The organism is Erythrobacter sp. SD-21 (genome assembly GCF_000181515.1).
GTDB lineage: Bacteria > Pseudomonadota > Alphaproteobacteria > Sphingomonadales > Sphingomonadaceae > Qipengyuania.
On record NZ_ABCG01000005.1, the window covers coordinates 143,016 to 157,484 of the forward strand.

At 65.7% G+C, this 14,469-nt stretch carries 11 protein-coding genes; all 11 read right to left on the reverse strand.

Annotated elements, in window-relative coordinates:
- Nucleotides 1-89 precede the first annotated feature (89 nt).
- Nucleotides 90-2,024: an SPOR domain-containing protein gene (locus ED21_RS09980; RefSeq protein ID WP_156787434.1), complete on the reverse strand. Its 1,935-nt coding sequence runs from the start codon at nucleotides 2,022-2,024 to the stop codon at nucleotides 90-92.
- 44 nt (nucleotides 2,025-2,068) lie between these two features.
- Complete coding sequence (ftsZ, locus tag ED21_RS09985; protein WP_006833771.1) at nucleotides 2,069-3,916, reverse strand: cell division protein FtsZ; 1,848 nt, start codon at nucleotides 3,914-3,916, stop codon at nucleotides 2,069-2,071.
- Nucleotides 3,917-4,054: 138 nt separating this feature from the next.
- On the reverse strand, nucleotides 4,055-5,353 hold the full coding sequence (gene ftsA, locus ED21_RS09990) for a cell division protein FtsA (RefSeq protein WP_006833772.1): 1,299 nt from the start codon (nucleotides 5,351-5,353) through the stop codon (nucleotides 4,055-4,057).
- Complete coding sequence (locus ED21_RS09995; RefSeq protein WP_006833773.1) at nucleotides 5,353-6,261, reverse strand: cell division protein FtsQ/DivIB; 909 nt, start codon at nucleotides 6,259-6,261, stop codon at nucleotides 5,353-5,355. The genes ftsA and ED21_RS09995 overlap by 1 nt, the downstream gene beginning before the upstream one ends.
- Nucleotides 6,254-7,243: a D-alanine--D-alanine ligase gene (locus ED21_RS10000; protein ID WP_006833774.1), complete on the reverse strand. Its 990-nt coding sequence runs from the start codon at nucleotides 7,241-7,243 to the stop codon at nucleotides 6,254-6,256. The genes ED21_RS09995 and ED21_RS10000 overlap by 8 nt, the downstream gene beginning before the upstream one ends.
- A gap of 9 nt (nucleotides 7,244-7,252) precedes the next feature.
- Entirely contained in the window at nucleotides 7,253-8,182 is a 930-nt protein-coding gene (gene murB / locus ED21_RS10005; RefSeq protein WP_050784765.1) for a UDP-N-acetylmuramate dehydrogenase, read from the reverse strand.
- A gap of 38 nt (nucleotides 8,183-8,220) precedes the next feature.
- Nucleotides 8,221-9,630: a UDP-N-acetylmuramate--L-alanine ligase gene (murC, locus tag ED21_RS10010; RefSeq protein WP_006833776.1), complete on the reverse strand. Its 1,410-nt coding sequence runs from the start codon at nucleotides 9,628-9,630 to the stop codon at nucleotides 8,221-8,223.
- Nucleotides 9,630-10,838 carry an undecaprenyldiphospho-muramoylpentapeptide beta-N-acetylglucosaminyltransferase gene (gene murG / locus ED21_RS10015; RefSeq protein WP_006833777.1) on the reverse strand — a complete coding sequence of 403 codons (1,209 nt, stop codon included), beginning with the start codon at nucleotides 10,836-10,838 and terminating at the stop codon, nucleotides 9,630-9,632. The genes murC and murG overlap by 1 nt, the downstream gene beginning before the upstream one ends.
- Nucleotides 10,835-12,103, reverse strand: a complete 1,269-nt coding sequence (locus ED21_RS10020; RefSeq protein WP_006833778.1) for an FtsW/RodA/SpoVE family cell cycle protein — start codon at nucleotides 12,101-12,103, stop codon at nucleotides 10,835-10,837. Before ED21_RS10020 ends, murG begins: the two co-directional genes overlap by 4 nt.
- A complete protein-coding gene (gene murD / locus ED21_RS10025) occupies nucleotides 12,100-13,389 on the reverse strand; it encodes a UDP-N-acetylmuramoyl-L-alanine--D-glutamate ligase (protein WP_006833779.1) in 1,290 nt (429 codons plus the stop codon). The genes ED21_RS10020 and murD overlap by 4 nt, the downstream gene beginning before the upstream one ends.
- Entirely contained in the window at nucleotides 13,386-14,456 is a 1,071-nt protein-coding gene (gene mraY / locus ED21_RS10030) for a phospho-N-acetylmuramoyl-pentapeptide-transferase (RefSeq protein ID WP_006833780.1), read from the reverse strand. The genes murD and mraY overlap by 4 nt, the downstream gene beginning before the upstream one ends.
- Nucleotides 14,457-14,469: the final 13 nt, after the last annotated feature.

Sequence of the window (14,469 nt, forward strand, 5' to 3'; positions counted from 1 at the left end):
CGCGCCGGCTCCCGGTGTTGGGGAGAACGCAAAGCGCCTGTGCATAGCTTGTGAACAAGCTCCCGCTTACGGATAGGGGCGCGTGCCGGTCAATCGAGCGTGTCGATCGCTTCGCCTTCTTCACTGGTGAAGGTGAAGCCGTCTATTCCCAGCTGTTTCAAGCGGTTCACCATGTTGCGCGCGGCTTCCGGCGAATCGTAAGGTCCCGCCAGAAGACGGTTCGCCTCGCCCCATGTGACGACGAATGGCCCCTTGTCGGAAAGTGCGCCTTGGGCCTTTCGCGCAATGCGCCGCCAGTCGAAGCCAAGCGCGTTGCGATCGCGGCCGGTAGCCACCTGCACCCAGTGGCGCGAGGGGTGGGAGGGTTTCTCGGCCTCCGGCGCGGGTCGTGCACCGTCGAGCGGGTAAACCCGCTCGCCCTCGGCGCTGGAGAAAGCAAAACTGTCGACGCCGATCGCCTTTAGTCGCGTGACAGCTTGGCGTGCTGCGGCGGCGCTGGGATAAGGACCCGCAAGCAGGCGGTTTGCTTCACCCCACGGTGCGGTGAAGGCACTCTTTCCGGCAAGCTCACCCTGCGCGCTGCGTCCGATGCGCCGCCAGTCGAAACCGAGCGCCTTTAGGTCGCGCCCGGTCGCGACCTGCACGTAATGGCGCACCGGCTCGGGCGGAGGGGGCGGCTCGTTGCGCTCGCGCGGGACACTGATGGCGGTGATATCCACGGCCCCTGCGCGCGGGCTGGCGCTGCTGTCTTGGGCGAGCGCGAAATCGGCAAAAGCTTCGGCCATACCGATCTCTGGCGGAGGCGGAGGAGGTGGAGGCGCCGGCGGCGGCGGAGCGGGACGCGTGACCGGCTGCTGGCCGAGATCGACCGGCTGCGTAGCCGCAGAGCGCGCCGGGGCGGCCTGTGTATCCCCTTGCGAGACGGCGGGAAGCTCGCCCGCAAATGTCCCAGACGGACGGGGCGGCGGTGAAGGTGGCGCTGGTGACGGCGGAGCAGCCAGCGTTGCCGAAACCGCGGGCAATTCGCTGGATACGTTACCTGACCTGCCACTCGCACGTTCGGTCCGATCCCGCCCGCTCCGCGATGCACGGCTTCCCTGCCAACGCCCGATAGTCGCGCCGCGTGTATCGCCCTCCCGCCGGGCTGTCGGTGCGCGGGTTGACCCCATCGGCTCACCGGCGGGCACGAGGGCGGCATCGGCACGCGCCACCGCTGCGGGCGCTGAAGGCCGGTAGGCTGCGATCTGCCCGTCATCGGTGCCGATCGCCGCCGTGCGCGGGAACACGCCGAGCGCGCCCGCCGCGGCTTGCTGTGCCGGTGTAAGTCGGGTCATGTAGCGCAGGTAAGGCTCGATCTTCGACGCTATGGCTTGCGGCATCATGTCGCGAGCGATCTTCACCGCCGCTTCGGTTTCGCCAAGGATAGCGAGGCCGAAAGCGCGGGTGCGGAAGCCTGCGGAATCACCCTGCTGCAACAGCGGCAAAAGCGTAGCCTCGAACCCTTGCTTGTCGCCTGAGATCGCTTGGCTCAGCGCAAGATTGCGGCGCACCGCGTCATCCGCCCCGGCGGCCAGCGCCATGCGGTAAAGCTCCTGCGCGCTGCGCGCGTCGCCGACGAGATCGAAGGCGAGGCCTCGGTCGGCGGCCATTGCTGCTTGCGAAATACCGCCGCGTTCCGCCTCCGCATAGAGGCGCAGTGCTTCGACCGGACGCCGGGACAGCGTGTAGGCGCGCGCAAGGCCGAGCGAGATACGTGCGTTGGAAGGCGAGAGCGCCTTTGCGCGACCGAAGAAACCGATCGCCGCGGTCACATCGCTCAAAGTCAACGCGGCGTCGCCAGCATCGATCAGCGCGGCGACATCCTTGCCGTCACGCGCCAGGCGCTGGAGCGCGTTGCCCAGCTCCTGCGATCCGGGCGGCGGAAGCGCCTGCACGACTTCCTGCCCGCGCATGGCAGGCGCTCCGGCGGCAAGGGCGACCAGCGCTGCGCCGGTAGCCCATTTTCTGGCTTTGCGTATAGGCATGACAAGGAACCAACGCGCCAGCAGGCGCGATGGTCCGGAACCGCTTACTGGTTGTTCTGGCGACCGAGGAAGCGCGGGATGTTGAGGCCGCCGCTACCGCCTTCATCCTCGTCCTCGTCGTCCTCGTCGTCCTGCGTCGAGCTGGAGCCGCGCGAGAGGTTGGCCATGCGTTCGAACAGCGTGCTTCCCTGCGGCGAACCACCACCGGTAGGCGCTGCGCCAGCGCCGCCTGCAGCGCCGCCGCCAGCAGCACCGCCTGCGCCTGCGCCGGCATCACCGGCTCCGCCACCCTCGCGAGAGAAGAGCGGACGACGTGCGGGCTTCTGCGACAGCGGGCTCTGCTGCTCGGCATACTGGTCGCTGCCGAGTTCGAGCGCGTCGTCGTCACCATATTCGTCCGACAGGTTGAGCGGCGAACCGGCACCGGCTTCAGCCTCGTCGGTCCAGCCGTCGTTCTCGCTGGCGCCAGCAGCATATCCGTGGTCTTCTGCCGGCGGGGGAAGCTGGTCCTCATCGTCTTGATTGCCGTCGAAGCGCTCGGTGTGCTCGTTGCGCATCCCGGCGAGCGGGTCGACGATGCCGTCGACGTCTTCGTCTTCTTCGCCGTAATCCTCGTCCTTGCCAAAGTCATTGCCCCCGGCGGGAGAGAGGCCGGCGGGGTTCATCAGCGGGCCTTCTTCGTCCTCGCTGCCATCATAGGCGGGCTCGGGAGCGGATTCGGGTTCCGGCTCGGCATACGCCACCGGCTCGGGCTCGTAGGTAGGTTCAGGCTCGGGCTGCGGTTCCGGCTCTGCCGAAAGGCCTTCGTTCAGCTCAAACGGCTCTTCTTCGGTTGGTGCGCTCGCCTGCAGGTCCAGAACCGGGCGTTGCGGCGCGCGCTGCGGAGCCATCGAAAAATTGCGCGGCTGGGCAGGCTTGGCGCTGCCGCCCTCGTCGATACCCGTCGCGACCACCGACACGCGGATCTGGCCGTCGAGATCGGGGTTGAAGGCGCTGCCCCAGATGATGTTGGCATCGTCGTCGACCAGCTCGCGGATGTGGTTCGCCGCCTCGTCGACTTCGAGGAGTTTCATGTCCTCGCCGCCGATGATCGAGATGATGACACCTTTCGCGCCAGCCATGCTGACGCCGTCGAGCAGCGGATTGGCGATGGCGCGTTCAGCCGCTTCGAGAGCGCGGTTCTCGCCTTCGGCGGTGCCGGTGCCCATCATTGCCTTGCCCATCTCGCTCATCACCGAGCGCACGTCGGCGAAGTCGAGATTGATGAGGCCTGGCATGACCATGAGGTCGGTGATCGAGCGGACGCCCTGCTGCAGCACTTCGTCGGCCAGCGCGAAGGCTTCCTTGAAGGTGGTGTCGGCCTTGGCGACCAGGAACAGGTTCTGGTTCGGGATAACGATCAGCGTGTCGACGTGCTTCTGCAGCTCGTCGATACCCGCTTCGGCGGCGCGCATGCGGCGCGTGCCTTCAAAGAGGAACGGCTTGGTTACCACGCCCACGGTCAGCACGCCCTTGCGGCGCGCAGCCTCGGCGATGACCGGCGCGGCGCCAGTGCCCGTACCCCCACCCATGCCAGCGGCGATGAAGCACATGTTCACGCCGTCGAGCGAGTCCTCGATGTCCTCGACCGTCTCTTCGGCCGCAGCCTTGCCCACTTCGGGGCGTGCACCGGCACCGAGCCCACCGGTGATGTCCGGGCCGAGCTGGATGCGCTTTTCGGCCGGCGAGCTTGCCAGCGCCTGCGCGTCGGTGTTGGCGACGATGAAATCGACACCTTCGATTTCGGAATCCATCATGTTGGCGATGGCGTTGCCGCCCGCGCCGCCCACGCCGACCACCATGATCTTGGGGCGCATTTCGTCGCTGGAAGCGGGTCCGATATTGATGCTCATTAGGCGTTCCCTTGGGAAAAAATTCTGGCCGTGGCCGTGCTGCACTCGCTTTTGGCACAAAGCGAATCACGCATGCAAAGGTTAAATGGCTTTATCCACCGCGCGTAACGCGGAAATCCGGCAGTAATTGGAACCGGATCAGAAATACTCGCGCACCGCCTGCACCACCCGGTTAACCAGCCCGAGGCCGGAATAGCGTTTGGTGGGCTGGTAGCTCGGCCCGATCGAGCGAATATCGACCGGATCTTCGGAGGCGTAGAGGCACAGGCCCGCCAGCGTGGCGAAGCCGGGCGTCGAATGCGCCTCGGGCAGACCGCGAAGTGCCGGGGGTTTTCCGCGGCGCACCGGAAGCCCCAGCGCGCCCTGCATGAATTCGGCAATGCCGTGCAGTTCGGCCCCGCCTCCCGTGAGGACGACCTGACCGCCATTAGCGCCCGAAAACCCCATCGTCTTCAGACCCTTGTTGATCTCCGAGGTCATCGTGCCGAGCCTGTCGGTGACGATCGAGACCAGCTCGGCCCGGGCGATGCGGTTCTGTTCGTCCGCGCCGCGCGCGAGGCGTCCCCCGGACTCGTCGCCCGGACCGTTGACCGGGATCATCTCGCGGTGGTCGCTCGGTGTTGCGATGGCGGAGCCGGACACGCATTTCAAGCGTTCGGCCTGCCCGCGGCGGATACCGAGCGAACTGGCAATGGCATCGGTGATGTCGTTCGACCCGACCGGGATCGAGCGCAGGCCCAGCAGCATTCCGCCCGCGTGGACCGAGACATTGGTCACCTGCGCCCCGATCTCAACCAGCGCCACGCCAAGATCGCGTTCCTCGTTCGACAGGCAGGCATAGGCCGCGGCGAGCGGGCTTGCGACCACGCCTTCCACGTCGAGATGCGCGCTCTGCACCGCTTCGATGAGGTTCCGCACAGGCGCGCCTTCGGCCAGCGTGACGTGGATATCGACACCCAGCGATTCCGCGTGGAGGCCGATGGGGTTGGCGATGCCATGCGCCCCGTCGAGCGTGTAATGCGCCGGCTGCGCGTGCAGCACCATGCGCCCGTCTGGCTGGATGTGGTCGCGCGCGGCGAACAGCAGGTGCTCGACATCGTCCTCGTCAATGCGGCGGCCGCCGATGGCGATCTCGACGCTGGCGATCTTGCTCGACAGTCCGGCTCCCGCGCAGCCGATCCAGACGCCCGAAACGCTGGTGTTGGCGTTCGCCTCTGCCGTTTCCACGGCCGCGCGGATCGCGTGGGTGGCGGCGCCCATATCGGTGACATAGCCGCGCTTGATGCCTTCCGCCTTGCGGTGGGAAGAGCCGAGCACGATCATTTCGCCATCTTCGCTCTGGCCCATGATCATAGCCGAGATCCGGAACGAGCCGATGTTCACCGCCGCGTGAACGCGGGCGATGCGCGGCAGCGGCGTATGCGGCGAGGAGGCCATTATTCCGCGCTCCCGTGCGCCTGCAATCCGCGCGGGCACGGCCCATTGGCGCAGCGCAGATAGGCGCGGTCGGGCACACGCATGTCGATGGCCACGGCCTTGCCGCCGATCAGCCGGTTGCGCCCGTCCATCTCGGCGAACTTGACCAGCGCGGCGGGTCCCTTGTCGCCTTCCGGCAGGGCGAGCATCTGGCCGGTCTTGAAGGTGAGGTTCCAGCGGCGGTTGCCGATCCACTCAGCGCCCGCGATCTGCGGCTTGAGCGCCGGAGCGGCATCGAGCAGCTTGTCGAGTTCGCCGACCTGTTTCTGCGCGCCGGGGCCGGAGATCAGCAGCATTTCGCCCGCTTCCTCGCGCGAGACAGGCTCGAGCTCGTGGCCGGTCGCATCGACAAGGATGAGCCGGTCGGGCTTGACCACCACGGCGTGCGGCTCGCGTTCGACGATATCGATCCGGAGCAAATCGGGCAGCTGGCGGGAGACGCGCGCATCCTTGACCCAGGACAGTTCGAGAAGCCGTTCGCGGATCGCCTCCACATCGACGAGCGGCATCGGGCGATCCTGCTCGCCGAGCACGCGTTCGTAGACGATCTGGTCGTTCAGCCGCTCGGCCCCGGTCACCCGCACGCGGGCGACTTCGAAACCGGCGCGGCTGGCCGACTTGGCAAGTTCGCTGCGGGCATAATCGAAGGCCCCGGCGTAGCTTGCGATGACCCAGGCGATGCCCAGCGTGCCCGCCACGATGAGCGAGAGGAAGAATTTGTGCCACTGCTCGTCGGTGAAGGGCAGCGCGGCCATCGCCCGGTCGAGCAGGCCGGAGGTATGCTTCTTGGCCGCGCGCGCCTTCTGGCTGCGGCTGCGCGCAGCGGCGGAACGGCGGACGCCGGTCGGTTTGCGGCTGACCTTAGCCATCGCTTCCCCGGCCCACCTTCACCTTATGATCGCGCAGCGCGGCGGCGATGATCGTTTCGACCAGCGCGCCATATTCGATGCCGGCGAACTTTGCCTGTTCCGGAACGAGGCTGAGCGGTGTCATGCCCGGCTGCGTGTTGGTTTCCAGCACGAAGAGGCCATCTTCGCCCTCTTCCTCGTCCCAGCGGAAATCGGTGCGGCTTGTGCCCTTGCATCCCAATACCTTGTGGGCCTTGAGCGCAATCTCAAGGCAGAGGTCGCGGATGTGTTCGGGGATGTCTGCGGGGCAGACATGGTCGGTCAACCCGTCGGTGTATTTCGCGTCAAAATCGTAAAAGCCGCTCTTGGGCTTCAGCTCGGTCACGGCGAGCGCGCGCGGGCCTTCGGGGAAATCGACCACCGCGGCGGTCATTTCGCGGCCCTTGATATAGGGTTCGGCGAGCAGTTCGGCGAAATCCTGCCACGGCCCCTTGGCCGAGCGCGAGATCGGGTTGCCATGATTGCTCTCGTCGGTGACGATGGCGACACCGACCGAGCTGCCTTCGTTGACCGGCTTGAGCACATAGGGGCGCGGCAGCGGATCGCGGTCGAACAAATCGGCGCTTTTCACGATGCGTCCACCGGGCATGGGGATGCCGTGGGGGACGAGCGCCTGCTTGGTAAGCTGCTTGTCGATCGCAATGACCGATGTGGCAAGGCCGGAATGCGTATACGCCACGCCCATCAGGTCGAGCATGCCCTGCACCGTGCCATCCTCGCCCGGCACGCCGTGGAGCGCGTTGAAGACGACATCGGGCTTCACTTCGGCAATGCGCGCAGCGACCTGGCGATCCATGTCGATCCGCGTGACCTTGTGGCCGCGCTCTTCAAGCGCCTTGGCGACGCCCTCGCCAGACATCAGGCTGACGGGCCGCTCGTTCGCCCAGCCGCCCATGAGAACGGCGATGTGGATGTTATCGGGCAGTGTCGGGAGATCAGTCATAAGGTTCCCTCAAGGGCGTCCCACGCGCTGGATTTCCCATTCGAGCTCGACGCCCGAATGTTCGTAAACGCGGCGTTTCACTTCTTCGCCCAGCCCTTCGATATCGGCGCTGGTGGCGTCGCCGGTGTTGAGCAGGAAGTTGGTGTGCTTCTCGCTCACCTGCGCGCCGCCCATCGTCAGGCCTCGGCAGCCCGCCGCGTCGACCAGTTCCCAGGCCTTCCGGCCCGGCGGGTTCTTGAAGGTCGAACCGCCCGTCTTGGTGCGCAGCGGTTGCGAGTTTTCGCGCGCTCCGGCGATCTCGTCCATCTTCGCGCCGATGACCTCGGGATCACCCGGCTCGCCCTTGAAGCGTGCGCGGATCACCACTGCCCCTGCGGGCAGGGCCGAGTGGCGATAGGAATACTGGAGGTCGGAGGCGGGCAGCGTGTGGAACTGGCCGTCGGGCATCACGACTTCGCAATCGATCAGCACGTCGCTGACCTCGCGGCCATAAGCGCCGCCGTTCATGCGCACGAAGCCGCCGACCGTGCCGGGGATGCCGCGCATGAATTCGAGGCCCGCCACGCCGCAATCGCGCGCGGCACTGGCGACGAGGATGCCATGCGCGCCGCCGCCGCAATCGACGACGCAGCTTTCATCGTCGATGGCAACGTCGGCGAAGGGCTTGCCGAGCTTGATGACCACGCCCGGTACGCCGCCGTCGCGCACGATCATATTGGAGCCGAGGCCCAGCGCCATGACCGGCAAGTCGCCATCGAGGCGGCGGAGGAATTCCTTGAGGTCGGCGAGGTCTTCCGGCTCGAACAGCCAGTCGGCCTTGCCGCCGCTCTTGAACCAGACGAGCTTGGCGAGCGGTGCGTCCGGCGTCAGCTTGCCCTTGAGGCCATCGGTGTCGATCGGCGCTTCGATGGTGCCTTCGACCGAACAGTCCGGCGCCATGCCGCTGTCCCAGTTCCAGACGTCGTTTTCCTGATCGCTCACGAAGCGCGTTCCTTCCCGACCGCATCGGCAAGACCGGCCGCCCATTTGGTGATGTCGCCCGCGCCGAGGCAGACCACGAGGTCGCCTTCTTCGACGTCGGTGGCGAGCTTTTTCGCCAGGTCGTCGCGATCCTCGACCGTGGCGGCGTTGCGGTGGCCGCGGGACTTGAGACCTTCGACCAGGGCCTCGGCGCTAACGCCCTCGATAGGGTCTTCGCCCGCAGCGTAGACCGGGGTGATGTAGACCTGGTCGGCCTCGTTGAAGCTGCTCTGGAAGTCGTCCATCAGATCATGCAGCCGGGTGTAGCGGTGCGGCTGCATGACGGCGATGACTCGGTTCTTCGTCGCCTCGCGCGCGGCTTCCAGCACGGCACGGATTTCTACCGGGTGGTGGCCGTAATCGTCGATCACCGTCGCCCCGGCCACGCTGCCGACATTGGTGAAGCGGCGACGCACGCCGCCGAAGCTGGAGAAGCCGTTGCAGATTACTTCGTCCGGGCAGCCCATCTCGATCGAGACGGCAATCGCGGCGAGCGCGTTCTGCACGTTATGGCGGCCGGGCATGGGCAGGCACACGTTCTCGATCCGGCGGTCTTCCTCGCCGCGTTGGCGCACGATCACATCGAATCGGTTGCCGCCCTCGTGCGGCTGGACGTTCACACCGCAGATGTCGGCCTGCAGGTTAAAGCCATAGGTCACCACGCGGCGGTCGCGGACCTTGCCGATCACAGCCTGCACTTCGGGATGGTCGATGCACAGCACCGCCGCGCCGTAGAAGGGCACGTTGTGGATGAACTCGACGAAGGCGTCCTTCACCCCATCGAAATCGCCGTAATGGTCGAGGTGCTCGGGGTCGATATTGGTGACGACCGCAATCGTCCCGTCGAGACGCAGGAAGCTGCCGTCGCTCTCGTCGGCTTCCACGACCATCCAGTCGCTGTCGCCCAGCCGTGCGTTCGAGCCATATTGCTCGATGATGCCGCCGTTGATCACGGTCGGGTCGATGGCCCCGCAGTCGAGCAGGCTGGCGATCATGCTGGTGGTGGTCGTCTTGCCGTGCGTTCCGGCCACCGCAATGGTCGACCTCAAACGCATCAGCTCGGCGAGCATTTCTGCACGGCGCACGACCGGGATACGGTTTTCCAGCGCATGGGCGACTTCGGGATTGGTCCGGCGAACGGCAGTTGAGGTCACGACAACGGCCGCGCCCTCCACGTTCTCCTTCTCGTGCCCGATGTGGACCGAAATTCCCTGCTCGCGAAGGCGCTCCACCGTGGGGCTTTCGTTGATGTCCGAACCCTGCACCGTATAGCCGAGGTTGTTCATCACCTCGGCAATGCCCGACATGCCGATGCCGCCGATGCCGACGAAGTGGATCACACCGATATCGGTAGGAACGCCCTTCATTATGCGCTCTCCATCTTCGCGCCCAGAATCTTGGAAGTCTGGCCCGCAGGCACCCCTTGAGTGGCTCCGCGAGCGTTGTTTCCGCCGACGCGGATCACATCCATCATATCCGCCCCTCCAAAGCTTTCGACGAGGTCGGCAAGGTCCTCCACAGCCTTGGGACGGCCACAGTTCCATGCCGCATGGGCGGCGTTCGAGAGACCCTGCGGATCGTCCGCGAGTACGCGGATCTGCTTGGCGAGTTCCTTTGCCTCGAACTTGTCTTGCCGGATCATCCGCGCGCCGCCCGCCTTGGCCATTTCACGCGCGTTGAACGCCTGGTGGTCGTCGGTCGCGATGGGCAGCGGGATGAGGATGGCCGGGCGTCCCACGGCGGTCAGTTCCGCAATGGTCGAAGCGCCGGCGCGGCCGATGAAGAGATGCGCATCCGCGAGGCGCGCCTGCATATCTTCGAAATAGGTCGCCAGTTCGGCAGGAATGCCGTGATTGCGATAGCGTTCGCGCACCGCGTCCAAGTCTTCCGGGCGGCACTGCTGGGTGACCTGCAGCCGCTGGCGGATAGCGGGGGGCAGCATGGCCAGCCCGTCGGGCACGACTTCGGACAGCACGCGCGCGCCCTGGCTGCCGCCGGTTACGAGCACGCGCAGGAGGCCGTCTTCGCCATAGCTCGGGAACGGCTCGTCCCTGAGGGTCAGCACGTTCGCGCGGACAGGGTTGCCGACCAGGTAGACCTTGCCCTGATGCGCCGGTTTGAGGCGCTGCACTTCGGGATAAGCGGTCGCGATGGCCTGAACCCGTCCGGACAACAGCCGGTTGACCCGCCCGAGAACCGCGTTCTGTTCGTGCACCACAGTGGGAATTTGCGCCGATGTCGAAGCGAGGATCGCAGGCAGCGAGGGGTAGCCGCCGAAGCCCACCACCGCGCTCGGCTGGAAGCTCTCGAACAGCCGTAGCGCCATCTTGCGCCCTTCGAGGACGGCCTTGGCTCCCTTCACCCATTGCAGGGGGTTCTTGCCGAAGCGGCCCGCGGGCAGGACGTGGGCGGGCATGGAATCGGGCTTGCCGGGGATCTGCGCGCCGCGCTCGTCGGTGATCAGCGCGACATGATGCCCGCGTCGGTCGAGTTCGGTCGCCAGCGCGAAGGCGGGTAGCAGGTGTCCCCCGGTCCCTCCCGCGGCGAGCACGAAATGGCGGCTCGAGCCCGTCACTGGTGGATTTCGCGCGTGATGCGCGCCTCTGGTGTCGTCATCGCGCCCCCCTGCCCTATGCCCAGCAGGTCGCCAAGTCCCCTTGTCGTCGTTTTGAGATAGGGATTGCGGCGCGTGATCGCGATCAGCAGGCCCACGGCGAGGCACACGGCGATGGTAGACGACCCGCCATAGCTCACCAGCGGCAGCGTCATCCCCTTGGAGGGAAAGAGCTGGAGGTTGACGAGGATGTTGATGAAAGCCTGCCCGCCGAACAGCGCGACGAGACCGGTGCCGGCCAGCAGGGCGAAGAGGTCTTCCTCATCCACCAGCCGCATCAGCACGCGCAGCACGATTGCGAGGTAGAGCAGCACGATGAAGGCGCAGGCGATCAGCCCGAATTCCTCGCCGATGACGCTGAAGATATAGTCGGTATGCGCCTCGGGCAGGCTCATCTTCCTGAGGCCAAGGCCGTATCCCGCACCGGTCCAGCCGCCGGCCAGCAAGGTGCGGCTGGCAAGATCGACCTGGTCGAAGGCGGTACCGCCGCCGAAGAAGGCGTCGATACGGTGGCGCGCGTTGTCGTAGAGGAAATAGGTCAGTGTCAGCAGCGCGAGGCCGCCGCCGAGGAGTATGCCGAGCCGCTTCACCGGGACGCCCGAGAGGATGATCATCACGAACCAAACGCCGCCGAACAGGATGGTGCCGCCAAAATTGGGTTGCATCATCATCAGCGCGGCGATGAGGATGAGGAGGCCGGTGGCGATCGGTAGCACCGGCAGGTTCGGATCGCGCATCCGCCACGACAGGATCCAGGCGAGCACGATGGCAAAGGCGGGCTTGAGGAATTCCGACGGCTGGAATTGCATGCCGAGGTTGATCCAACGCCGCGCTCCGTTGATCTCCACCCCGACGAACGGGACGAAAAAGAGCAGGCCGAGCATGCCCGCCCCCAGCAGGATGCCGAGCCGCCGCGCGTTTTCGCGGCTGAGCAGCGAGGCCCCAAAGAGGACGCACAGCGCCACCGCCTGCCAGGCGAGGTGGCGGTAGAAAAAGTGCAGCGGATCGAGCGTGACGCTGGAGGTCGACAGGCGATCCGCGCTGGCCGGGCTGGCCGCAGCGACGGCAATGGTGCCGAGCGTCATCAGGAAGAGGATGAGGCCTAGCAAAACGCAGTCGATCTCGCGCCACCAGATCTTCAGCTGACTCCAGCGCGAAAGCTTGCCGCCCGGGATGTGGGCGGGCTTGCGCTTGGCGCCGGGGACGAAGGGCTGCATGCCGTTCATTTCAGGCGCTCCACCAGCTCGCGGAAATGATCGCCGCGCTTTTCGAAGTCGGCATACTGGTCGAAGCTGGCGCAGGCAGGCGAGAGGAGGACGGTGTCGCCTGCCTCTGCCTTGGCGGCAGCGGAGGTCACGGCGCGGTCGAGCGATTCGCACTGCTCCACCGGTACGCGGCCATCAAGCAGCGCGGCGAAGTCCGGCCCGGCCTTGCCGATGGTGTAAGCGGCTTTCACAAGGCCCAATTCGGCCTCGCATTCACCCAGCCCCGGCTCCTTGGCGAGCCCGCCGACGATCCAGTGGATATTGTGGAACGCCGCGAGCGCAGGCGCGGAGGCGGCGGTGTTGGTGCCCTTGCTATCGTTGACGTAAGCGACGCCGGCAATTTCCGCGATCCGCTCCATGCGGTGCGGGAGGCCGGGGAAGGTGCGGAGAGCTCGGCTCACCGCCTCTTCTGACAGCTCCAATTCATAAGCCACCTCGATAGCTGCAAAAGCATTCTGGCCATTATGAGGTCCTTGTAAAGTGGGCCAATCCCGCTGCGAGCCAAGCGGTCGAGCATCACGTGCACGGTCTTCGCTATCCCAAGGTCCCCAAACATCGGTTGGATCATCGGGGTACCGGTGGACATTCTCTGTGACGGCTGCGTGCTGGCTCGCCTGCATTTCGAAAAGCCTCAGCTTCGAAGCCTGATACTTCTCAAAATTCCCATCGTACCGATCCAAATGATCCGGCGTGATGTTCAGCAGCACCGCCACGTCGCAATCGAGCGAATAGGTCAGGTCGATCTGGTAGCTCGACAATTCCAGCACGTAGACCCCGCCTTCGGGCAAAGGCTCCTGTTCGAGGATCGGCAGGCCGATATTGCCGCCCATGGTGGTCGGCACACCTGCGGTCTCGAGGATGTGGTGGACCAGCGCGGTGGTGGTCGACTTGCCATTGGTGCCGGTGATGCCGACGACCTTGTGCGGCGGTAAATCCGCCCTCGCCTGCGCGAAAAGCTCGATATCGCTGATGACCGGCACGCCGAAGCTGTCGGCATGCGGTTTGATCGGGTGGGTGTTGAGCGGGACGCCGGGGCTGACGACGACTCCCGCATAGCCGGTAAGGTCTGCCTCCAGCGGATCGCCGATGGCGCAGCGCCCGCTGTAGGGCTCGCGCGCCTCGGCGCGGTCATCCCACACCAGCACATCCGCGCCCGCCGCCCGTAGCGCCTCGACCGTCGCCCGGCCGGACCGCGCGAGGCCGAGCACCGCGTATTTTGTGTCCTTCCAGGCGGGTGAGGTGATCATCTGAGCTTGAGCGTTGCCAGCCCCAGGAGTGCGAGCACGATGGCGACGATCCAGAAACGGATCACGACCTTGCTCTCGGACCAGCCAAGCTGCTCGAAATGGTGGTGGATAGGCGCCATGCGGAAAACCCGCCTGCCCGTGCGCTTGAACCAGAAGACCTGGATGATGACCGACAGCGCCTCGAAAACGAACAACCCGCCGACGATCGCGAGGACGATCTCGTGATGCGTGGCCACGGCAATCGCGCCGAGAGCGCCGCCAAGAGCAAGGCTGCCGGTGTCACCCATGAAGACGGCGGCGGGCGGCGCGTTGAACCACAGGAAGGCAAGCCCTGCCCCCATGATCGCGGCGCAGAAGATCGCCAGCTCACCCGCACCTTCGACGTAGGGAATGCCGAGGTATTCGGAATAGTCCACCCGGCCCACCAGATAGGCGATCACCGCGAAGGTGCCCGCCGCAATGATGACCGGCATGGTAGCGAGGCCGTCGAGCCCGTCGGTCAGGTTCACCGCATTGCCCGCGCCGACGATCACCGTCGCCGCGAAGACATAATAGAGCGGGCCCAATTCGATCCCGAAGTCGTTGACGAAAGGCACATAGACGAAGGTGTTGATCTGGCTGACGATGAGGTAACTGGCAATACCCGCGACGGCGAATTCCAGCAGCAGGCGCACCTTGCCCGACACGCCCTTGTGGCTGGCTTTCGAAACCTTGTCGTAATCGTCGAGAAAACCGATGAGGCCAAAGCCGCCCGTCACTGCCAAGCAGGCCCAGATGAAGGGATTGGAAAGGTCCATCCACAGCATCAGCGAGATGAACAGGCTGACGAGGATCATCAACCCGCCCATCGTGGGTGTGCCGACCTTTGCGAGGTGCGTCTGTGGCCCGTCCTCGCGGATCGGCTGGCCCTTGCCCTGGCGCACGCGCAGCATGTCGATGAAGCGCGGCCCGATGAACAGGCCGATGATCAGCGCGGTCAGCAGCGTCGCTCCCGCGCGCGCCGTCTGATAGCGCACGAGGTTGAAAAGGCCCTCGAAATTGAAATACTCGGCGAGGAGATAAAGCATCGGCCTCGTCGGC

What these genes read in the sequence shown, in the direction of transcription:
- ED21_RS09980 (WP_156787434.1), bottom strand. Translation starts at nt 2,024, where the DNA reads ATGCCTATACGCAAAGCCAGAAAATGGGCTACCGGCGCAGCGCTGGTC.
- ftsZ (WP_006833771.1), bottom strand. Translation starts at nt 3,916, where the DNA reads ATGAGCATCAATATCGGACCCGCTTCCAGCGACGAAATGCGCCCCAAG.
- ftsA (WP_006833772.1), bottom strand. Translation starts at nt 5,353, where the DNA reads ATGGCCTCCTCGCCGCATACGCCGCTGCCGCGCATCGCCCGCGTTCAC.
- ED21_RS09995 (WP_006833773.1), bottom strand. Translation starts at nt 6,261, where the DNA reads ATGGCTAAGGTCAGCCGCAAACCGACCGGCGTCCGCCGTTCCGCCGCT.
- ED21_RS10000 (WP_006833774.1), bottom strand. Translation starts at nt 7,243, where the DNA reads ATGACTGATCTCCCGACACTGCCCGATAACATCCACATCGCCGTTCTC.
- murB (WP_050784765.1), bottom strand. Translation starts at nt 8,182, where the DNA reads ATGGCGCCGGACTGTTCGGTCGAAGGCACCATCGAAGCGCCGATCGAC.
- murC (WP_006833776.1), bottom strand. Translation starts at nt 9,630, where the DNA reads ATGAAGGGCGTTCCTACCGATATCGGTGTGATCCACTTCGTCGGCATC.
- ED21_RS10020 (WP_006833778.1), bottom strand. Translation starts at nt 12,103, where the DNA reads ATGAACGGCATGCAGCCCTTCGTCCCCGGCGCCAAGCGCAAGCCCGCC.
- murD (WP_006833779.1), bottom strand. Translation starts at nt 13,389, where the DNA reads ATGATCACCTCACCCGCCTGGAAGGACACAAAATACGCGGTGCTCGGC.
- mraY (WP_006833780.1), bottom strand. Translation starts at nt 14,456, where the DNA reads ATGCTTTATCTCCTCGCCGAGTATTTCAATTTCGAGGGCCTTTTCAAC.